Annotated in this window: 20 protein-coding genes, 1 pseudogene and 1 riboswitch; of the genes and pseudogenes, 3 read left to right on the top strand and 18 right to left on the bottom strand. The window is 63.4% G+C overall.

Annotated elements, in window-relative coordinates; translation table 11 throughout:
- Positions 1-39 precede the first annotated feature (39 nt).
- Positions 40-939 (top strand): LysR family transcriptional regulator, encoded by a 900-nt coding sequence (locus tag ACZY1F_RS20800; protein WP_463944328.1) that lies wholly within the window; start codon positions 40-42, stop codon positions 937-939.
- Positions 940-1,242: 303 nt separating this feature from the next.
- Here ACZY1F_RS20800 and ACZY1F_RS20795 read toward each other — a convergent pair whose 3' ends face one another.
- The 11 genes from ACZY1F_RS20795 to ACZY1F_RS20745 all read right to left on the bottom strand — a co-directional run bounded on the left by ACZY1F_RS20795 (position 1,243) and on the right by ACZY1F_RS20745 (position 9,993).
- Positions 1,243-1,557 (bottom strand): hypothetical protein, encoded by a 315-nt coding sequence (locus ACZY1F_RS20795; protein ID WP_463944327.1) that lies wholly within the window; start codon positions 1,555-1,557, stop codon positions 1,243-1,245.
- A gap of 6 nt (positions 1,558-1,563) precedes the next feature.
- Positions 1,564-2,109 (bottom strand): hypothetical protein, encoded by a 546-nt coding sequence (locus ACZY1F_RS20790; protein ID WP_463944326.1) that lies wholly within the window; start codon positions 2,107-2,109, stop codon positions 1,564-1,566.
- Positions 2,110-2,441: 332 nt separating this feature from the next.
- Positions 2,442-2,891 carry a cupredoxin domain-containing protein gene (locus ACZY1F_RS20785; RefSeq protein ID WP_463944325.1) on the bottom strand — a complete coding sequence of 150 codons (450 nt, stop codon included), beginning with the start codon at positions 2,889-2,891 and terminating at the stop codon, positions 2,442-2,444.
- A gap of 44 nt (positions 2,892-2,935) precedes the next feature.
- A complete protein-coding gene (locus ACZY1F_RS20780) occupies positions 2,936-3,568 on the bottom strand; it encodes a hypothetical protein (RefSeq protein WP_463944324.1) in 633 nt (210 codons plus the stop codon).
- Positions 3,569-3,614: 46 nt separating this feature from the next.
- Entirely contained in the window at positions 3,615-4,295 is a 681-nt protein-coding gene (locus ACZY1F_RS20775; RefSeq protein WP_463944323.1) for a sortase domain-containing protein, read from the bottom strand.
- A gap of 24 nt (positions 4,296-4,319) precedes the next feature.
- Complete coding sequence (locus tag ACZY1F_RS20770; protein WP_463944322.1) at positions 4,320-5,084, bottom strand: hypothetical protein; 765 nt, start codon at positions 5,082-5,084, stop codon at positions 4,320-4,322.
- 178 nt (positions 5,085-5,262) lie between these two features.
- Complete coding sequence (locus tag ACZY1F_RS20765) at positions 5,263-5,694, bottom strand: hypothetical protein (protein ID WP_463944321.1); 432 nt, start codon at positions 5,692-5,694, stop codon at positions 5,263-5,265.
- Positions 5,695-5,732: 38 nt separating this feature from the next.
- Entirely contained in the window at positions 5,733-6,134 is a 402-nt protein-coding gene (locus ACZY1F_RS20760; RefSeq protein ID WP_463944320.1) for a cupredoxin domain-containing protein, read from the bottom strand.
- Between the two features lie 275 nt (positions 6,135-6,409).
- Positions 6,410-8,782, bottom strand: a complete 2,373-nt coding sequence (locus tag ACZY1F_RS20755) for a bifunctional polysaccharide deacetylase/glycosyltransferase family 2 protein (RefSeq protein WP_463944319.1) — start codon at positions 8,780-8,782, stop codon at positions 6,410-6,412.
- A 510-nt stretch (positions 8,783-9,292) separates the two neighbouring features.
- Entirely contained in the window at positions 9,293-9,826 is a 534-nt protein-coding gene (locus ACZY1F_RS20750) for a DUF2269 domain-containing protein (RefSeq protein ID WP_463944318.1), read from the bottom strand.
- Positions 9,823-9,993, bottom strand: a complete 171-nt coding sequence (locus ACZY1F_RS20745; protein ID WP_463944317.1) for a hypothetical protein — start codon at positions 9,991-9,993, stop codon at positions 9,823-9,825. Before ACZY1F_RS20745 ends, ACZY1F_RS20750 begins: the two co-directional genes overlap by 4 nt.
- Before the next feature lie 105 nt (positions 9,994-10,098).
- Between ACZY1F_RS20745 and ACZY1F_RS20740 the strand changes: the two genes are divergently transcribed.
- The gene (locus tag ACZY1F_RS20740) at positions 10,099-10,662 is read left to right on the top strand and encodes a TetR/AcrR family transcriptional regulator (RefSeq protein WP_463944316.1); all 564 of its coding nucleotides are present in this window, start codon (positions 10,099-10,101) and stop codon (positions 10,660-10,662) included.
- 103 nt (positions 10,663-10,765) lie between these two features.
- On the opposite strand, the gene ACZY1F_RS20735 is transcribed toward ACZY1F_RS20740, so the two are convergent.
- The 5 genes from ACZY1F_RS20735 to ACZY1F_RS20715 form a co-directional block, all read right to left on the bottom strand.
- A complete protein-coding gene (locus ACZY1F_RS20735; RefSeq protein ID WP_463944315.1) occupies positions 10,766-11,653 on the bottom strand; it encodes a F510_1955 family glycosylhydrolase in 888 nt (295 codons plus the stop codon).
- Positions 11,654-11,735: 82 nt separating this feature from the next.
- A complete protein-coding gene (locus ACZY1F_RS20730) occupies positions 11,736-12,365 on the bottom strand; it encodes a DUF305 domain-containing protein (protein WP_463944314.1) in 630 nt (209 codons plus the stop codon).
- A gap of 142 nt (positions 12,366-12,507) precedes the next feature.
- Positions 12,508-12,984: a hypothetical protein gene (locus tag ACZY1F_RS20725; RefSeq protein ID WP_463944313.1), complete on the bottom strand. Its 477-nt coding sequence runs from the start codon at positions 12,982-12,984 to the stop codon at positions 12,508-12,510.
- An 81-nt stretch (positions 12,985-13,065) separates the two neighbouring features.
- On the bottom strand, positions 13,066-15,213 hold the full coding sequence (locus ACZY1F_RS20720; protein ID WP_463944312.1) for a heavy metal translocating P-type ATPase: 2,148 nt from the start codon (positions 15,211-15,213) through the stop codon (positions 13,066-13,068).
- A gap of 66 nt (positions 15,214-15,279) precedes the next feature.
- Complete coding sequence (locus ACZY1F_RS20715; RefSeq protein ID WP_463944311.1) at positions 15,280-15,609, bottom strand: heavy-metal-associated domain-containing protein; 330 nt, start codon at positions 15,607-15,609, stop codon at positions 15,280-15,282.
- A 284-nt stretch (positions 15,610-15,893) separates the two neighbouring features.
- A riboswitch (cyclic di-AMP (ydaO/yuaA leader) is annotated at positions 15,894-16,075 on the top strand.
- Between the two features lie 7 nt (positions 16,076-16,082).
- On the opposite strand from ACZY1F_RS20715, the gene ACZY1F_RS20710 reads away from it, so the two are divergent.
- The gene (locus ACZY1F_RS20710; RefSeq protein WP_463944310.1) at positions 16,083-16,841 is read left to right on the top strand and encodes an NlpC/P60 family protein; all 759 of its coding nucleotides are present in this window, start codon (positions 16,083-16,085) and stop codon (positions 16,839-16,841) included.
- A 1,243-nt stretch (positions 16,842-18,084) separates the two neighbouring features.
- Here the strand turns inward: ACZY1F_RS20710 and ACZY1F_RS20705 are convergent.
- Both ACZY1F_RS20705 and ACZY1F_RS20700 read right to left on the bottom strand, forming a co-directional pair.
- Positions 18,085-18,423, bottom strand: a complete 339-nt coding sequence (locus ACZY1F_RS20705; protein ID WP_463944309.1) for a hypothetical protein — start codon at positions 18,421-18,423, stop codon at positions 18,085-18,087.
- A gap of 395 nt (positions 18,424-18,818) precedes the next feature.
- Positions 18,819-19,147: pseudogene (locus tag ACZY1F_RS20700) on the bottom strand (integrase); the annotation flags it as partial.

Below are 19,147 nucleotides of genomic sequence, written 5' to 3'. Positions count from 1 at the left end.
CTATTTGACGCTAATCAATATGCGTTTAGTCTTGTTGGTATGAACATTCGTCGTCTGGAGCTTTTCGTCGCAGTGGCCGAAGAACTGCACTTTAACCACGCCGCGGAGCGGCTGCACATGGCCCAGCCGCCACTCAGTCAGCAGATCCGCAAACTCGAAGAGGAATGCAAGACCCAGCTGTTCGTGCGCAACTCCCGCAACGTGCAGCTCACCGCCGACGGCGAACTCCTCCTGAAGCACGCCAGAAAACTCCTGACCCAGTACGGGGCCATGGCCGCGGCGCTTCGGCAGGCCCGGGACGGCGAAATCGGCAAGCTGCGTCTCGGTTTCGTATCATCGGCAGCCATTTCGGCCCTTCCGCCCGTCGTGCGGGAACTCCGATCGCAATGGCCCGGCATCGACCTCGAACTCCGCGAGGAGACTACCGACGCCCAGATCGACCTCATTGCCGCCGGAGCGTTGGATGCCGGAATCGCCCGGGAAGTCCGGACAGTGCCGGGCCTCAGTTCTACGCTCATGCAAAATGAACGCCTCGTTGTAGCAGTCGCGACAGACCACCCCCTGGCCCCTCGCGCCTCGGTAGGGCTTAGAGAACTGAAGGGGGAGAGGTTCATTGCCTTCCCGAGGGACAGGATCTCGCGGCTTTTCGACCACATCGCCGCACTGCTTCACGCCGCCGACGTCGACTTCGATCTCGCCCAGCAAGCCGTCCAGTTCCCGACCATCCTCGGTCTGGTGGCCGCCCACCTGGGCATCGCAGTTGTCCCGGAATCCCTCCGTGCCTTCGCCATCCCCGGCCTTGCCTACCTGGACATCCAGGACACCAGCGCCATCTCCCGCGTCAGCCTGATCTACAGCAACGACATGATTGACTCGCCTCTCGTCGCCAAAGTCAGGGAAGCCTGCCGACAGAAAATGGGAGCCCCTGAGCCCTGCTAGTGCGGGCCCGTAGCGGGCGGTTCTCAAGATGATGTCAGCCGGGCAACCGGTCATTGCTGTGGGCCCGGCGCAGTGAAACGGTTATCCCGAACCCCCTGAACGGACCTGCGTACCGCAAACGTTGGGGTAAATGTTTACAGTTCTTCAGCCTTTTGAAAACGGCGAGCCGCCGCCGCCCCAGCAAAACGTTATGACCTACTGGGTCTGGGTCGCCATCTGTACCTTCGCCTGTTGGCTGCTCCGAAGGTAGACGTACCATTGCTCAGGCCAGGCATCGGCGGGCCCTCGCTGGCGGTCCAAGGATCAACATGCGCGGAGGCCACTGGCATACGGCGGGAACGCCATTAGCGGGATGCACGCCCCGTTGGCCAAGCAGGCCGGCCGGTTGAGGACGTCGCTGGACACGCGTTGCTTGAGCAACGATCCGCCCGGGCCCCTCAGCAACTTCCGGTCCTCCACCATGACGGTCCCGCGCAGCACGGTCATGCTTGGCCACGCCGCCACCCGGTAGCCCTCCCATGGCGTGTAGTCCGCCTCGTGAAGATCCGAGGCGCTGATCCGACGATCCACGTTGGTGTCCAGCACGGCAAGGTCCGCGTCACTGCCGACGGCGATCACACCCTTCTACGGGTACAGACCCAGGATCTTGGCGGCATTGGCAGTCGTGATGTCCACGAAGCGTGTCAGGTCGAGGCCCCTCTTCGCGACGCCTTCGGTGTAGGCCACCGCCATACGCATTTCGACGCCGGCATGGCCGCCGGTTGCGTCGAGGATGGTCTTGCCGCGCGTCTTCACGTCCAGGTCGGTACACACGCCGTCGGGGGCGAGGGTGCTTAGCGAACCGTCCAGCAACGATTCCCACATCGAGTCCCGATCCGTCTCGGACTTCAATGACGGGTAGGTGTGGTAAATCGCACCGTTCTCCTGCTTGTAGTCCTCGGCTGTGAAGTAGGCGTAGTGCGGAAGGATCTCGCCGTATACCGCCTGGCCGCGGCCGCGTGCCTTGCGTATGGCAGCCACGCCTTCGCAGGCGCTGACGTGCATGAGGTAGATGGGAGCCCCCACATGGTGGGCGAGGGTGATGGCCCGCTGGAAGGACAGTTTCTCGGAGAGGTTGTTGTGGGCGCGGTGCATGTACTCGAAGGCGGTCTTGACCACTACACGAGGCACCGTTGCGGGTATTGCCGGATGGCCCTGCTGTACGCCTTTGGACGATTTTATGTCTGAACCAACACGGGACCATCCCCAGCCGCTGATCCGCACCGGACAGCAGAGGACGCCCGCATGCCGGCACCGGGACGCCCGAGGCCCGAAACAACAGCTTGACGAACAGAACCCGAAATATCATCCGAGATCAAGGGAATAGTTATGAGCGAACGTTTTGACGTTGGCAGTGACGGGTATGGGATCCCGGCGGTGAAATCGCCGCGGGCCGGCTGCTGAAAGCCGGCAAAAAGGTCGCGGTCATCGAATGAAGTATTTGTGGGGGTACGCCCGGGGTCCTATTTCACGGTGAGGGTGCCTGTCATGTTGCCGTGGAAGGTGCAGTGGTAGGGGTAGGTCCCTGGTTCGGTTGGGGCGGTGAAGGTGCCGGTGCCGACTTTGATGATGGCGTCGAACGCGCTGCCGGTGTCAGCGGTGATGGTGTGCGCTTCTATGTCTTCGTTGGTGACACTGATCGTCGTCCCGGGGCTCACCGTTTCGGTCCCCTGGTATTTGAAGCCCTTGATGAGTATTTCGGCCGGAGCCTCAGCAGGTGAAGAGCCCGGGCCGGATGCTGAGGGAGCCGGGGCTGTGGCGGTTGGCAGGGCTGAAGTTGATTGTTCGGTCGTTGTTGGTGCTGCTGTCGTGGCGGACCCGGACATTCCGGAGGTTCCACAGCCTGCCAGAGCCAGCAGGATCAGTGTTGCCGCGGGTCCTAGTGTGCTGAGTGTTCTGATGTTCGTCTTCATGATGGAACCTTTCGTCTGCTTGCTCGGCGGCCTGCGGGGGTGGGTCAGTGGTGTTCGACCCAGCACGCGAGGATGGTGGTGGAGAGCTGGTAGGCCAGTGCGTTTTTGGTGATGTTGTCCGGTCCAAGGTTTGGGGGCATGTCGCTGGCGTCCACGTGCAGGACGAAGCTCTCTTTTTGGAACACGGCTGATCCGTCAGCGGTTTCGTAGGCCGGGAAGCCGAGGTTCGCGAGGCCTTGGATGGGTGTGGCGTCCTTCGCGAGGGCCTGCATCGCGTTGAAATATTTCAGTGCAGATGCTTTGTCCGCGGCTTCCTGGACGGAGATCACCAGTGCCCCTTCGGCCAGGTGGTAGGTGCAGGTGAAGGTGCTGTTGGCCCAGGTATTGATGGTGTGCGGGTCCGAGTCCAGATCCAGGATGGACCGCAATCTCTCCTTCGGCTGGTCCCCGCAGACCATCAGGGCTGCGGGACTGGGTCCGCCAGCAGTCGTAGCCGGCGAGGCTGAGCCCTTGCTGTGATGCCCGCTGCCGGTATGGCCTGCCTCGTGTGAAGCTGCCGGTGCGGGTGCCGTCGAAACCTCTGACGGCGCGGGGACGGATCCGGCCGCTGTTGCGCAGCCGGAGAGCAGAAGGGCGGCCATGCCCAGGGCTGCCAGCAAGGGCGTGTGCTGTTTCATGGCTCTTCCAATTCTGGCCGCCCTCTTTGGGGTGTGCGGTCCGTTGTCAGGTTTTGAGTTTGGCGTAGATGACGTAGTTGTCATCGAAGAGCCCGGTGGCGGGGTCGTAGCCGTCGCAGGTGATGAGGCGGAGTTCGGCTCCGGGAGTGTTGCCGTAGACCTCGAGGGTGGGGAACTGGTTTTTGCTGTAGAGGGCGCCGCGGTCAACGGTGAACACGGCGATGCTGCCGTCGGCCCGCGAAACGTTGATCTCAGCACCGGGGGTGAGTTTGCGCAGGTCAGCGAAGACGCCCGTATGGCCGCCCAGGGCGTTGACGTGGCCCAGCATCACTGAGGGTCCGCGTTCCCCCGGTGTGGGGGAGCCGTCGTACCAGCTGGCCGGTGCTCCGTTGCCGGTGTCCTGCGGTACCTGAAGGGAGCCGGTTTCCTCGAGTCCGAGGTGGAGAAGGTCTGTCCGGACTCCGATGGAGGGAATGTTCAGGGTGACTGGAGCCGAAGCGCCCAGTACCAGCGGAAGCTGCTCAGCACCCGGGGGGACCGCAGGCACAGCGGGGGCAGCTGCTGACGGGCCCACCGCCGAAGCTGAGGCTGAGGCGGAAGGTGGGGAGCCGGCGCCGGCAGTGGTGGCCGGTCCACCCGCGCAACCGGCGAGGGTGAGCAAGAGCAGAACCCCGGCCGCCGTGGAGGCCCCCAGACCTCTGCGGCGGCCAGGATTCTTGGTTGTCACAGTCTTGATCCGTTCGGCTTTGGCTTAGGCTGCTGCGTTGCGCCGGCGAACGGCGTAGGCTCCGCCGGCGAGGGCGATCAGGGCCAGGCCGGAACCGATCGCGAGGGCTCCGGTGTCGGTGCCGGTTTCGGTGGTGATGCCGGTGTTAGCGCCGCCTGCGGGCATCTTCATCTGGCCGGCCGTCAGGGTCCCGCACAGGGCGGGGGAGGTGGCGGCAAGTGGCAGGGTGGGGGCAAGATCGCTCTTGGCGGCCTGGCCTGCCGCGCTGAGGGTGGCGGGGTCAAGGCCATGGACGACTACCACGGCGGTGCCAGCTTGCAGGGCTGCCTTGGTTTCGGCGTTCAGTTCAAACGTACGGTCAACGGTGTACGCGGCACCCTGTCCGCCGACTTTAAGGTCAAGGCCTGCTGCGGGGCTGGTGTCACCGCTGGTGGAGAGGGTGGTCACGATCGCGCCGTAGGACGGGGCGCCTTCGGTGGTGGAGATTACCGCGTCTCCGTCCTTGTCGGCCGAAGGTGCCGGGCAGGTGCCCTGGGCTCCGCCGTGGATGTGCTGGACGTGCGGGTACGGGGCGTCCATGAAGGTCGCGGGCATGCCGGACACGTTCAGGACAACGTGGGCCTGGTTGCCCGTGACGTCAAGAGTGATGGTGCCGGAGCCTGCGCTGCCGTTGAGCTGGCCCAGGGTCGACTGGTAGGACTGGTCCGCTGCCATCGCAGGGGAACCGGACAGGGCAAGGGCGGCCAAGGCCAGGGTGGGGACTGCCATAAAGCGAAGCGTCTTATTCATTGGAAAAATCTCCTCATACACGCGCGAGTGATGTTGGCGCCCCAGGAAGGGGGACACCAGTACTTCGAAACTACGCAGGAGAAGGATGGGCGCAGATGTGTCAGAACACACATATTCTGGGTAAGACTCCGCCAGGTGGACAACCAAGGGGCTTCCGGCGTCGATGATCCAGCCGTGTTCAGGCAGCCGAAGCGCCGCGGCGGCGGCCCCTTGTCGTTGTTCTTGAGACGGGCCGGTTCTTGTGAGACAGGGCGTAACCGGCGACACCGAGGCCGCCGGCGGCGGCTTCGACGACCGCCGTGATGGTCTTGGCCGTGTACCAGACCGGTTCATACATTGAGGGCAGCGGGCCGATAGCGGGCACCTGGACATACCGGTAGAGGACGACGGCGGCCAGGGACGACAGCGCCACTAACGCCGCAGCTGCGAAAGCGCTCCGTGAACCTTTAAGCAGAACAAACACCGCGGCCAGCGCCGCGGCTCCGGCCTGGACCAGAAAAAGCGTGCCTTGCCCGAGGCCGCCTGGGGCGGCCTGCTGATAGCCCGGGGCGAGCTGGACATGGATGACCGCACTGACCAGAAGGCCCGCCGCGACACCGACACGCAGCACCCAAAGAGAACTGTTCCGTGGGTTCCGTTCCGCGCGGTTCATTTCACGACCAGCGTCCCGGTCATCTGCGGATGGAAGCTGCAGATAATTTTGTACTCACCCGGGGCATCCGGTGCCTGGAATATCACCGTTCCACCTCCAGGGACTTCGACGTCGAATCCGCCCTTGTCCTTGGCCGTGAGGGTGTGCGGGGCGCTGTCGGCGTTCGTGACCGTCAGCATCGCCCCCGGCTTTACCGTCGCCGGCACCTCATACTTGAAATCCCGTATCGTGATGACACCTGCAGCTGCCTGGCCCGATCCATCAACGGACGGGGCAGCGGAACTGACCGCTGGCGGCGGCGCCGCAGAGTCCCCGCCCTGAGCCGCGCACCCGGTGATGCCCGCCAGCGATACGGCCGCTGCTACGGCTACGAAGCACTTTCGAGTAATGGTTTTCATGACAATCCCATTCAAGGGATGTTGTCCTCCACCCGCCGGTCGGCGCGCCCATCAGGAAACTACCCCACAGCATATTCGTCACCCCAGCTCTTCCGGACTGCCCGGCCGTGTGGTTCGAAGGTTTATCACGCCGATTCTGCACAAATACCGGGAACTGGGGCGGTCCCGCCCTACAGGATGCAGACCGACGGTAACCCCGACGGGCCCCTGGTAAGGCCGAGGCCGCGAAACGTCAACCCGAGCCGCGAAAGGTGCCGGGTTCCTGCCCAACGCCGTTATAGGGAGTCCTGCAGGGTTCGCGGTGCGGGTGAAGCCGCCAGAACAGCAAGGGGAGCGCTTGGGAGGAGCGGCCCCAGTATGGCAGGCAGTGTGACACTATTCGTGCGTTCGGGCCTGTACCAGCCCACAGCGGTGCCGCGTAGGGCCATGATCGCCGAGCCGAACACCACGTAGGCGCGGAGGGGTTCGTAGATAAGCCTGTAGATCGGCACCATGAGCAGGTGGAGGAGGCTCTCGCGGACCATCAGGACGGCCACAATCGAGATGATCATATGGGTTGCGGCGACGAACGCCGAGAAGATGGCGATGGCCTGCCATTCTCCGTGGGCCAGGCTGTTGATGGCGACGATGACTGTCAGGGGCATAAAGACCAGCGGGACGAGGACCGAGATCAGCGCATACGGCATGGTGAGCAAGCCAAGCGCCCCGTACTTGGGGTTGAAGAGCATTGAACGGTGCTTGTACAGGGTCTGGAAATTGCCGTAGGTCCAACGGAGCCGCTGTTTGAACAGGCCTTGGACTGTCAGGGGCGCTTCAGTCCACGCGACGGCCTCGTTTTCCTGAACGATGCTGTAGCCAAGGCTTTGAAGTGAAAGCGTGAGGTCAGCATCTTCGGCAAGGGTGTCATGGGAGTAGCCGCCGGCCCTGACCAGGGCCTCACGGCGCCACGCGGCGCACGCACCGGGAACGATGGAAATAGCGCCCATGAGGCCCTCGGCCATGCGGGTGACACAGATACCGGAAAGATACTCCAGGCTCTGCCATGCCGTGATCAGGTTGCGCCGGTTTCCGACTTTGACATGTCCTGCCACAGCCCCGACCTCCTTGCCCTGCCGGGGGGCCAGGAAATGGCGGGCGAACATCTTGATGGTCTGTGGTTCAAAAAGTGTGTCACCGTCGAGGGTGACCACAACTTCTCCGCGGGATTGGGCGATTCCGTTGTTGCTGGCAGCTGATTTGCCGCCGTTCGGCTGGTCGATGACGCGAAGATTGGGCCACGTCCTGGCGTAGTCCGTGAGAACGGCCAGGGTGCCGTCCGTTGACCCGTCGTTGATTGCTACCACTTCCATGCGGGGGTAGTCGCTGGCTCTGAGGGCATCAAGGGTTCTGGCCACGACGAGTTCTTCGTTGAAGACGGGCAGGACGACGCTGACGAAGGGCCAGTCTTTCTCGTCGATGGCGTCCCATTGGCGTCGTTTCTGCCGGGCGTTGTTGATCACGGCAAGAACCACGAAAAGGAATGTCAGGATGGTCAAAGAGCCGATGCCGAACCAGAACAGCCAGTTGAGGACGACGTTGGGTGTGACCAGGTAGGTGGTGAGTGCCGCCAGTGTCATGGTGTCTTCCACGCTGGCGGGGATGCTGCGCCGCGGTACATACTCGGTCGGCAGCAGGGGCTGGACAGTAGTGAACGTGTAGCCCTGGGCTTTGGCCTGGGGGATGAGGGCTTCGAGCATTTTGAGCGTTGCGGTGCGGTCGCCTCCGGCGTCGTGCATCAGCACGACGTGCCCTTCGCCGTTCAGTTGCGGTACCTCGATGGGCACTCCCGGGGCGTGCTCCCAGTCCCTCGTATCGAGGTCCATGTTGATGTTGAGGTAGCCCAGCTGCTGAGCCTGCAGGAGCGCCAGGGTGTTGTTTTCCGGGTTGCCGGTGGGGATCCTGAACAACCTGGATTCGTAATTCTCCGCAGCACGAATAACCCGGTCCGTACCAATGATCTGTTGGCGGTTGTAGGCGTCGTCGTGGGCCCAGAAATCGGCGTGAGACATGGTGTGGTTGCCAACCATATGCCCTTCACGGACGATGCGGCGGAAAATGTCCGGGTGTTTAACGATGTTGTCGCCGACCGGGAAGAAGGTTGCCGGCACGCCTTCGCGGGAGAGCAGGTCCAGGAGTTGCGTGGTGAAGAGCGGATCGGGCCCGTCGTCGAAGGTCAGCATAAGCGTCCGGTTCAGCGGCCGGCCATACGCCTCCACAACGTAGGGGCTGCTACCAATAACGGCCACCTCGTCAGCGGTGGCTTCCCGCCAGACAGTGTCGCTGAAGGGATCCTTGAGCAGGACCTTGCCATCTTTGGGCTCTACCAGCGCGATCCGGTGAAAAATGGCGGCGCCTTCTCTGTAGCCGATCTTCGGGATGTTCTCCAGGTCCTGCTGCGCCAGCAGCAGCCGTGGATAGCTGACTGCCTGGTTGCGGTCCCCATAGCGCACCGGGGCCGTCGCCGCGGGGAGGATTGAAACCAGCGAAAGGACCATCAACATCACTGCGGTAAACAGAACGGTCAGGACTCGGGGCCAGCGATTTCCGCTGGCGTCGAAGAATACCGGTGCCGGGGCAGTTGAAAGAGGAGCGGCTGGTTTTCTCATCATGCCTCGCGGGGTGGCAGTACGTGCAGGGCAACCTGACAGCGTCAGGCAAGTGACCGCCATGGGAGAAGCAGAAAGGGTTAGATCTGCCCGCAACCTGGTGCCCCGGAGCCAGCCGCTCCGAAGTGTCACCGTACCTAGAAACCTAGTTGAGCCAGACACAAGTACACATGCGTAGCAGGTACTCGAGTTTTTTCAGCGCGCTACTTGCTGAAAATATCCGTCCAGGGCGCCCGTAGCTCAGGAGCCCTTTGCAGCCGGCGTACCAGCTAGGTGGCCTCCCACCGGATGTTGTACTCCCCGTCGGTGTCCCACTCAACCAACACCTGAGTGACCGTATAGGAGATGGCATTCCCGGTCTCTCCAGCGCATGCTCCCAGCCCAAGGTCGTGAGTAGGAGGGATACGACACCGAATCCGAGGTGGACTGTTACGCCGGACTGCAGCTCGCGGGCCATCACCGTGTCCCAAGAAAAGGAGCACGTGGTCCCCCGGGGCCGCAGGTGGTGCTGAACTAGTCCTGGCGGAGGGCTGCTGGTTGTCTTGCGGCGCGGTCCTGCCCGTAGCGGGTGAGGCCCCGTGGCTTGTAGACGGAAAGTACCGTCACGATCAGCAGCGCGGCCAAGGCGGCACCGGCGTCGGCGACGAGTTGGATGCGAATGCCCGTCATATCAGCCGCAGCAAGATCGGTGGAGGAGGCAATTGTGGCCATCTGGGTGACCGGTTGCAGGTGGAGTAGCAGCAGGGCGGCGGCCACCGTGGTGATCAGCAGTTTGATCAGCACCCAGTAATGCCGGAAGAGACCCCATGGAGTGCTCAGTGCCTGGACAATGCCCGACAGCAGGGCAGCCAGACTGAGCGGGAAGATGACAGTCCAGCCAACCAGGCTCATTCCAATATATGAGGCGCGTACCAGCTGGCTGTCGACGGAGCTCAGGCCGGCGATGGCCAGGACAAGAAATGTTGCAACAGCGCCGAGCCAGCCCACAGAACAGGCCACGTGGACCAGCAGTGTGGCCTTGCGCAGGGCCGGCGGCATTACTTTCACGGAGTGTGGTTCACCATTCCGCCGCCGCTCAGGTGCACGACGGCGACAACTACAACGATCAGGGCCGCAGCGGCAAGGAAGCCCAGCACCCACCGCGGCGTTTTGTGCCGGGGCGCCGGTCCGCGTTGTTCGCCTGAAGGGGCCTTGGATGCAGGATGTTCTGTCATAACTTTCCTCGCTTCTGGTGGGCAGGGTGAACACCCCATTTTATAAGACAGTATGTATTGGTTGCGTCACTATGTCGAATGTGCGTCGTGTTGTATTCTGCGGTTATGCCGAAGCTGTGGAACGAGACCATCGAGACGCACCGCGACGCCGTGCGTGGGGCGATCCTGGACGCCACGGCGCAGCTCGTAGCAGCGGACGGCGTTGGCGGGGTGACGATGTCCGGGATCGCACAGCGCGCCGGTATCGGCAGGGCGACACTGTACAAGTATTTTCCGGACGTCGAGACTATTCTCCTGGCCTGGCATGAGCGCCAGATCCAGGCTCATCTGCGACACCTGGACGAGGTCCGGCAGCAGACTGAGGAACCTGGGCGGCAGCTTCAGGCAGTGCTGGAAGCCTATGCCTTCCTCAGCAGTGCCGGGCATGGATCACCCGATACTGTCCGGCTCCACCGCGGCGCGCATGTCGGTTTGGCGCAACAGCATCTGAACGGATTCCTGGCGGATCTGGTTCGCCAGGGCGCCGGGGCGGGGGAGTTCCGGCAGGACGTCGCGCCGGAAGAACTTGCCGCCTTTTGCCTCCACGCCCTTGAAGCGGCGGCCACACTGACGTCCCGGGAGGCGGTGCTCCGGCTGGTCATGGTGACCATGGCCGGATTGCGGCGATAGCCTCGCGGTCTTGGGGACGGGGCGGGATCCTAGGGGAACCCGCCCCGCAGCGCAGCCGGAGTGTCAGCCGAGTGAGGTGAGGAGTTCGTTCGGTGTCCGTCAGTTAGACGGCGTCGGCGGGCCGGAACGTCGCCCCGCCGTCAGTGGAAACAACCAACCCGGTAGGGGTTGCAGCCCACAACCAGGGTTTGCCTGCCGCCCCTTCTACAGCGGCTACCGCCTGGACCTGTCCGTCGATCCGGCCGACGCGGGACCATGTAGTTCCGGCATCTGCTGAATAGTGGACCGAACCGTCCGGTTCAATACCGAAGGTTTCGGTGCTGCTGTCAAATGTCACGAACTGGACAATGGGGGCCGTGGTGTTCAGTTGCCAAGTTTTCCCGCCGTCGGTGGAGCGCTGAAGCCCGTCCTTAGTGGTGGCCAGAACGGTGTCACCTTCCGGGGTGCCAGCCAGGACGGCGGGAACGAACCCGGCGGTGGCCGCTGACCAGGATTTCCCGTCGGGACTGGTCCAAAGCGCCCCGTCGTAGGCGACTATTCCAGACTTGACTGCCGTGAGGGCATGGAAGTCCGATACGCGCTGGCGTGAAAGCTGCTCCCACGTCTTACCGCCGTCCGCAGATTTGATCAGGCCCATGGGGTTGGGCAGATTCGAGCCGGGGCCAGGGTGCCCGGAGGCGTAAAAGACGTCCTGGTCAGCGGCGGCGGTGAAGCCCATCAGGTCGTTGGTGTCCCCGATTTTGGTGGCCGGGGATTTGGTGACGTCGAAGAGACCGTCATGGGTGGCCAGTAAGACCTGGTCGGTTTCGCGGTTCACGCTCAGGCCGTGAACGTGTGAACTGGGAAGACCGGAGGCGGCAGTGGAAGGTGCGGTGCCGGCGTTCGGAGTGTTGGTTGATGAGTTGGGGCTGCAGGCGGACAAGGTGAATAAGAGGGTTGCTGCGGCGATGGCGGCTGCGGGCCGGGGACGGGTCAAAGAGTGCAGGGGCACGGAAAAACTCCAATGGTGGACCGGAAATGTTTGTGGGGAGGCGCCGGCCCCGGGGGAGGGGCCGGCGCTGCTGGTGTGCTGGCTAGAGGGTGGCTAGCAGGTCTTTCATTTCCTGGATTTCGGTTTCCTGTGAGCTGACGATGTCTTTACTGAGCTGGACCGCTTCGGCGTTCTTTCCGTCGGTGGTTTCGGTCTTGGCCATCATGACGGCGCCTTGGTGGTGGGCGATCATCTGGGTGAGGAAGAGCTTGGCCGCTTCGGTGCCCTGTGCGGACTCGAGTTTGGCCATGTCGTCCTCGCCCATCATCCCGGACATGCTGTGGCCCGAAGGCATATTAGTGGGCATCATCGTGGGCTGGCCCCAGCTTTCAAGCCAGCCGGTCATCTTCTCGATCTCTGGTCCCTGGGCCGCTTTGATCTTGGTGGCCAGATCTGTCACAGCGGCCGGGAGGCCTTCTTTTTTGAGCATGGTGTCACTCATGGTCACGGCCTGGGCGTGGTGCGGGATCATCATCTGCGCGAACATGGTGTCCGCGTCGTTGAACTGAGCCGAAGCAGGAGGGGCTGAGCTTGATGCCATGCCGGAGCTGCCGTGGTTCATGCCGGGCATGCTGCTTCCGTCCGAACTTCCGGTTCCTGAACCGGCGGAGCATCCGGCGAGGGCGATTGCTGCGGCGACGGCGGCAGTGGAAATGGTCAGGGTCTTTTTCATTTAAATCAGGGTCCTCAAAGTATCAGCGGCGCCTGGGCGCCTTGGTGGTGCGTGTAGTGTGGGCCGCCCCCGGAGGGCGGCCTGTTTCGTTGCGTGCCCATGCTGCGACTGTGCGCAGGATACGGGGCGCAGCAGTGCTCGTTTACGTGCGGCTGATACTGAGGTCACCGGGTGAGGGGCCGTCCGGTGAGAAGGAATAGTTCGTGCCCGCTGCAGTCGCGCGGCCGAGGTCAGGCACCGAGTAGGCGGCTGCTCCCGACAAGGAGGCCGCGAGGGAGGTATTCCCTGGCGCCAGCACGCAGGAAGCGTCCATGGCCGACATCTTGGGGCAGCCTCCGGAAGTGGAGCAAGAGGAAGGCGAGTCATTTACCGGTTCGGCGGCTATGGCCGCGTCCGGCGACAGTTCAGTCCCGTGGCTGGCGTGGCCGGGCGGGGTGCTGTGCGTCTGGCCCATGACCGTGTCCGCAGTTGCGCCGGGCATGTTGTGGGCGCCAGCCATGTTGTGGGCCCCGGTCATGATGTGCATGCCGAAGATTCCGGCGATGATGGCCAGGGTCATGGTCAGAAGGCCTGCACGGAGGAGGAAAGCGGTGACGGGGCCGCGGGATACTGCGGTCACAACTTTTCCTCCTTTCCGTGCCGGCTTGGTGGTCTTAAGGCTACCGGCTGTGGGCTTTAGGGCCGGTCAGCGCCATAGGGTTCAACGTACTTGGGAGGGGTTCAGTTTCATCCTCCGCAGCAGTTGGGCGTTCAGGGCCACCACAATCGTGGATATCGACATCAGCACCGCCCCGGCGGCTGGGGACAGAACTACCCCGGCGAACGCCAGGACGCCGGCGGCCAGGGGGACGGCGAGGACGTTGTAGCCGGTGGCCCAGATGAGGTTTTGCCACATCTTGCGGTAGCTGGCGCGGGACAGGTCCACCATGGACAGGACGGCGCGTGGATCGTTTCCGGCCAGTACTACACCTGCCGATTCCATGGCGACGTCGGTGCCGGCGCCGATGGCGATGCCCACCTCTGCGCGGGCCAGTGCCGGGGAGTCGTTCACCCCGTCGCCGACCATGGCGACCTTCATCCCACGGGCCTGGAGTTCGGCGACCTTCTTGTCCTTGTCTGCCGGAAGTACTTCAGCGAAGACCTCATCGATCTTCAGGTCTTCAGCGACTGCCTGGGCGACCTGGCGGGCGTCGCCGGTGATCATGGCCACCTTGACGCCCCGGTTCTGCAATGCTGCCACCGCTTGGCGGGATTCGGGCCGGATGCTGTCTTCGAGGCTGACCGCTCCCAGAACCTGATCCCCGTCGATGACGTGCAGCACCGCGGCTCCCCGGCCCATCCAGGTCTCGGTGGATTGCGCCAACGCGTCGGGTTCGGTGAGGCCGAGTTCGCGCAGCAGCGCCGGGCCGCCGACATGGACGGTGCGGCCATCGACGGTGGCGCGGACACCCCGTCCCGTCAGTGAACTGAAGTCCGTTGCTTGCGGGAACCTCAGGTTCCGCTCCCGCGCTGCCCGGACGATGGCCCGGGCTACGGGATGCTCACTGTCGGACTCCACCGCGGCCGCGAGGGCCAGCACCGCATCAGCTTCCTCACCGGGCACCGTCGCGATGTCCTTCAGATCAGGCTCACCAGTAGTCAACGTGCCGGTCTTGTCGAACAGGACCACGTCGATGGTGCGCATGCGTTCCAAGGCCATCCGGTTCTTGATCAGCACCCCTGCCCGGGCTGCCTGCTCGGTGGAGATGGCGATGACCAGCGGAATGGCCAGCCCCAGCGCGTGCGGGCAGGCGATGACCAATACCGTGACGGTGCGGGTGACAGCCTCCGGGACGCTGCCGAGCAGCGACCAGACGATGAAAGTGATGACGCCGGCGCCAGCGGCGAAGTAGAACAGGAAGGCCGCCGCCCGGTCGGCCAGGGCCTGTGCTTTAGAGGAGGACGCCTGGGCTTCGGCGACCAGCCGCTGGATCCCTGCCAGCGCCGTGTTCTCACCGACGGCGGTGACCTGGACCCGGACGCTGCTATCGGTGGCGACGGTCCCGGCCACAACAGTGTCACCGGGGCTGCGGAGAACGGTTTTGGATTCGCCGGTGATCATCGACTCGTCGAACTCGGCCTGGCCGTCCACGACCGTTCCGTCCGCTGGCATCCTGGCGCCGGGGCGGACCAGGACGTTGTCGCCTTCGCGGAGGGCAGAGACCGGAACAGTTTCCGTGCCGGCGTCGGTGATGCGTTCAGCCTCGTCGGGAAGGAGCGCGGCGAGAGCATCCAGAGCGCCCTGGGCAGAGCCGAGGGCCCGCATTTCGATCCAGTGGCCCAGCAGCATGATCGCTACCAGCAGTGCCAGTTCCCACCAGAAATCCAGGTCGAGCCCGCCGATGCCCAGGGTGGTGACCCAGGACGCGGCGGACGCGACGGTGATGGCCATCGCGATCAGCAGCATCATCCCCGGCTGCCGGTTCTTTAGTTCCTGCCATCCGCCCTTGAGGAACGGCTGGCCGCCGTACAGGAAGATGACGGTGCCCAGGACGGGCGGGATCCAGGTCGAGCCGGGGAACATCGGGGCCATGTAGCCGAGGATGTGCCCGACCATGGGGCTGAAGTAGACGACGGGGACGGACAGGGCCAGGGTCAGCCAGAACCTGTTTTTGAACATAGCGGTGCTGTGCCCGGCGTGCTGTCCGTGGCTGTGAACCGCATGGTCATCCTGCCCGCTGTGGACCTCGTGGTGGCTGTGTGGGTGTTCGGTGACTGTGGTGACCGACGCAGGGGAAGTGTTGTTTTGTTCGGGCGGGGGCGTGGGTTCGCTTGGATGTCCACCGTGATGCTGGGTGTGATCTTCCATGGGTTTTCTTTCGAGAGGAGATTGCGCTTTTTCCGGGCAGTGGCTGCCAGGGGAGGCGTGAAGAGGTCAGTGGCTGGTTAGGGCGTAGCCGGCGGAGGTGACAGCCTCACGCACAGCGGCACTATCGGCCTTACCTCCGACGATAAGACGGGAACGGCCGCCGGGAACGAGATCAACAGAGGCGGGTTCCACACCGTCAAGGGCGGAGACGGCCTTCTCAACAGTCTGGACGCAATGCCCGCAGGTCAAGCCTTCAACAGCGAACTCGACGCCGCTGGCGCCGGCGGCCGTGGCGGGTGCGGAGGAGGCTTCGGTTGAGCAGCAGCTGCAACCCGCGGCGGAGGAGGCGAGGGGCAGTTCGGTCCGGTTTTCAGTTCCACACATGTCAGTTTCCATTCTGGGACGATGGATCAAGGGGCGCTGGGGTTGAACGGCTGTGAAGGCGGCGCCAATCGCGCCTGCCGGGACATACCACTTCACTGACAACACTCCAAAATATACCCCCAGGGGGTATCAGTGTCAAGGGTGGCGGCCCGCTTCGCGGAACATCACCCCCACTGCAATTGCTCACGCACGGCGAAGGAAAGCGAAACACCGTTATGCAAATGTGACATCGACTTGGGTTTTCCCGTAGGGTCGGGCGCGTGCCGGTTATCCGAATGCGGCACTCCTGAGCTGATTGCCTAACTCTGCCGCCGCCTCGGGATCCGTTCGCAAATTCGTCCGGCAGAGACGGGGAAACCAATTGTGGCCTGCTTCGAGCAGGCCTTGGGGTGAAGCCGCACCTCCAGCTTGCGCTGGAACTGCGGCCGGGTGTCTCCCATCCGAATCCGACAGCTAACCTCGCAGGCAGTGGGAGAGGCCCTTTCATGCCCATTCGCAAAGCTCACGGCCGCCGCTGCGCGGTCCCCGTCCAAACCAGTGCTCTTGCGGTCCTGTCCAAATCCGTCGCTGACAATGCTGGCGGTGTGGGCCGCCAGGCCGCCGTCATCGCAGCAGCTTCCGGCCTCGTCCTGACCAGCGGCATTGCCGCGCAGGCAGCGGACGCCCCGGCCCAGCGCGATGCGGAGTCGACCTCAAACCTTGAACTCGCCAGCCAGGCACAGGCCCCGCTTAGCGCAGATTCCACGGTCCAGATTTCCTTCGAGCGTCCTGCCGTTGAGACCACGCCGGCGCCTGTCGTGGAAGCACCCAAACCTGTGGCCGTTGAGGCCGCCCCGGCAGCCGTCGCGAAGGCTGCTGCGCCGGCCAAGGCTCAAATCACAGTCACCCCCGCTGCTGCCGCGCCGGTGGTCGCCCCGGCAACAGGTGGAGTCAACGCCGCGATGGTTTCCTCCGCCTACGCCCAGATCGGCATGATCCAGGACTGCACACGATTGGTGGAAAACGCCCTGGGTGCTGCCGGTATCCCCGTTGGGGACCTCGGTCCGATGCAGTTCATGAACTACGGCACCGTTGTCACCGATCCCCAGCCCGGTGACATGGTGATGCAACCTGGCCACGTAGGAATTTACGTCGGCAACGGTCAAGTGCTTAGCTCCGGGCTGAACGGCAAGAACGAAACCGCAGTCCACCCCCTGACATGGATGACATCCAAGGGCGCCGTCACCTTCGTGCGCGCAGGCTAGTCGGACCACTGAAGGCCGGCGATTCAATGCCTGGGGGCAATGAATCACCGGCCTTTTGAATGCCTGGCAAGCTCTGTCGCTCTGCCTGGCTCAACCCGACGCGGTGGCGGGCTTGGCCCTGACATGCTGGTGGTGGGCCTACCACCTAGTGCAGGTCACTGTTTTTCCGTCCACCGTTCGTGGGCGGACTGGCGACTGATGCCGACGGCGCGGCCGATATCAGCCCACGAAGCCCTAGCCGTCACTGACCAGAGGGTGTTTTCACGCCTCAATGGTGAAGGAGGCGGACGGAGAGTGGCGGATGGCTGGACAGTCCTTTGGCTGGGTGGGACAAGACATGAACGCAGCGAATCCAAGGATCCGGCGGGCGACTACCATGCCCTCCGCTGGATGGCCTCATAGTCGCCTCTTGGCGTGGTCATGTCCGTGTCTGCCGAACAGGTCATGAGATGGGTGCACGTAGCGTCACTGCAAGATGGCCTACTTTGTTGGGTGGGCCTCCCGGCGAGTACATGCTTCGCCCTGGCAGACGGCGTCACACACAAGTTAGGACGGGGCGAACCCGTCCGGATTCCTAGCGCACGGAGGAACCGCGCTCCAAAAGTGGGTAGCGCGGTTGGCGTTCGGCGTGTGCAGAAGAGTCATTTCGGGGGTGTGCACAATGTGCACACTATTGCCGTCGGACTGGGTCGTACAGGGGTCGGATCGGGCCGGATTCCGCATGTTTCCGTGAGTTCCCAGTGTTTGCAGGGGCTGGAATGCAGTTCGAGTCCCACCTCGGGCACGACGTTTTCCCTCGTCAGAGGCGATTTTGCTTTGGCGTGTTGACAAAGCTTGTGGTCGCGTCGCTCTGACGGCTGGTGTGCGGGCTGTGGCCTGGTCGCCGCGGGGCCTGTTCAGGTGTGTGGGCTGACGGGTTCAAGACCCTGGCTGGTGGGCCTTCCGCCTGCTGCGAGCTTTGGCTATGCGGTTTCCTCGTTCCGGTTCTGTCGGGTTGGCCCTGGTTGGCCTACACCTCTTCATGGTTCTGGGCTGCGGGTACGACATGACGTAGCCGCTTTAGCTGGACGTCCCTCTTGGAAAGCTGCTTCTGGACGTTTGATCGGCAGTAGGTACCGTGTTTGTCCGGCCAAAAAGGGTGTTGACACTGTCAACACCCAAGTCATATGTATTCGTCTGCCCGTGGCGACTAGCTTTTGGGTCTGGCGCATGCCTTCATTGGCAGCGTCACAGGCTCGTTCAGCTATGGTTGGTGTCTGCGCCCGGCCAGAGCGGGGGAGGGGCGGCCTGAGAGCGTGGGGCTGATGCGTTCTGTGCTGGTGAACCAGGAGAGCAGCTGCGGATCGATGGCGCCGATGACAGTTCGCATGTTGACCAGTTGGGCTCGGACGTTGCTGTTGATGATGGGCTCCAGGTGGGCGACCCGGTTCCGGAGGTGGTAGACGCCCTCAACGGCCCGTTCGAGTTCGCGTGGTGTTCTGCGCAGGTGCGGAAATGCTTTGTGGAGTGCTTCGTCCCAGAGGCGTTGTTTGCCGGCATCGTGGCGCCCAGGCAGGATGAAGCGCCAGGTTCCCAGGGACATCGCGGCAAGGATGTCTGCGTGGATGGGGTCTCGTTGGCCCTGTGGTCTGCGTGTGGTCGATTTAAGTGCCCTACGCCTGGCATCGGGGATGTCGCGGCCGGCAATGCGGAGCAGTAGGGCGCTTGGGTCGATGAGCCAGTCCGGTGAATGGAAATTGTCAGTAGCCGGATCCGGCTGGAACGCGTTCCAGATGCAGAGTTGTTCGTCCAAAGCGTTGCGGAGGACGACTTCGAAAACGTGCAGGGCTTCGTAGACGGCGCCTGAGAGGTCAATGTTCCAACGGTAGAGCCGGATCGCCTCATGCAGGGTGGGTGTCTCGCGGATATAGGGTGCCAGGCGCTCGGGGCTGATCCTGTGCTGAAGGACCAGTTCGATCGGTGTCCTGTTGCCTCATGTCAATAGGTCCGGGAGCGGTGAGTCGTTGCCTCATGTGAAAAGGTCCGGTTCAGGGACGGGTTGAACCAGGTGTTGACCTTGTAGTCCCGTGGTGCGGCTTTGGCTTGTGCCAGGGTCTCGAGCTGGCCGGTGAGCGCCAGGATCTGCCGGGACAGGGCGGCGGGTTTGAGGCGTTTGAACTGGGCGTTCATGGCGATCACGGGGCGTTTGCGGATCTCGGGGTGGCTGGCCGCGCGCTGGTGCGGGGTGAGCGCGGCGTCGTGTTTCTTGACCACCTTCGCGCCGTGTCGTTCCTTCGAGACCAGTTTCTGCTGAGGCAGCAGGTAGT

The organism is Pseudarthrobacter xylosi (assembly GCF_055412765.1).
The sequence above is the reverse complement of the archived record's forward strand: the minus strand, read 5'-3'. Positions and strand labels throughout refer to the sequence as shown.

Bases quoted from the DNA above. Each gene is read 5' to 3' on its own strand.
- ACZY1F_RS20745 (WP_463944317.1), bottom strand. From the start codon at position 9,993: ATGACAGAACATCCTGCATCCAAGGCCCCTTCAGGCGAACAACGCGGA.
- ACZY1F_RS20760 (WP_463944320.1), bottom strand. From the start codon at position 6,134: ATGAAAACCATTACTCGAAAGTGCTTCGTAGCCGTAGCAGCGGCCGTA.
- ACZY1F_RS20705 (WP_463944309.1), bottom strand. From the start codon at position 18,423: ATGTCCCTGGGAACCTGGCGCTTCATCCTGCCTGGGCGCCACGATGCC.
- ACZY1F_RS20715 (WP_463944311.1), bottom strand. From the start codon at position 15,609: ATGGAAACTGACATGTGTGGAACTGAAAACCGGACCGAACTGCCCCTC.
- ACZY1F_RS20770 (WP_463944322.1), bottom strand. From the start codon at position 5,084: ATGAATAAGACGCTTCGCTTTATGGCAGTCCCCACCCTGGCCTTGGCC.
- ACZY1F_RS20740 (WP_463944316.1), top strand. From the start codon at position 10,099: ATGCCGAAGCTGTGGAACGAGACCATCGAGACGCACCGCGACGCCGTG.
- ACZY1F_RS20710 (WP_463944310.1), top strand. From the start codon at position 16,083: ATGCCCATTCGCAAAGCTCACGGCCGCCGCTGCGCGGTCCCCGTCCAA.
- ACZY1F_RS20780 (WP_463944324.1), bottom strand. From the start codon at position 3,568: ATGAAACAGCACACGCCCTTGCTGGCAGCCCTGGGCATGGCCGCCCTT.
- ACZY1F_RS20720 (WP_463944312.1), bottom strand. From the start codon at position 15,213: ATGGAAGATCACACCCAGCATCACGGTGGACATCCAAGCGAACCCACG.
- ACZY1F_RS20730 (WP_463944314.1), bottom strand. From the start codon at position 12,365: ATGAAAAAGACCCTGACCATTTCCACTGCCGCCGTCGCCGCAGCAATC.
- ACZY1F_RS20785 (WP_463944325.1), bottom strand. From the start codon at position 2,891: ATGAAGACGAACATCAGAACACTCAGCACACTAGGACCCGCGGCAACA.
- ACZY1F_RS20755 (WP_463944319.1), bottom strand. From the start codon at position 8,782: ATGATGAGAAAACCAGCCGCTCCTCTTTCAACTGCCCCGGCACCGGTA.
- ACZY1F_RS20800 (WP_463944328.1), top strand. From the start codon at position 40: ATGAACATTCGTCGTCTGGAGCTTTTCGTCGCAGTGGCCGAAGAACTG.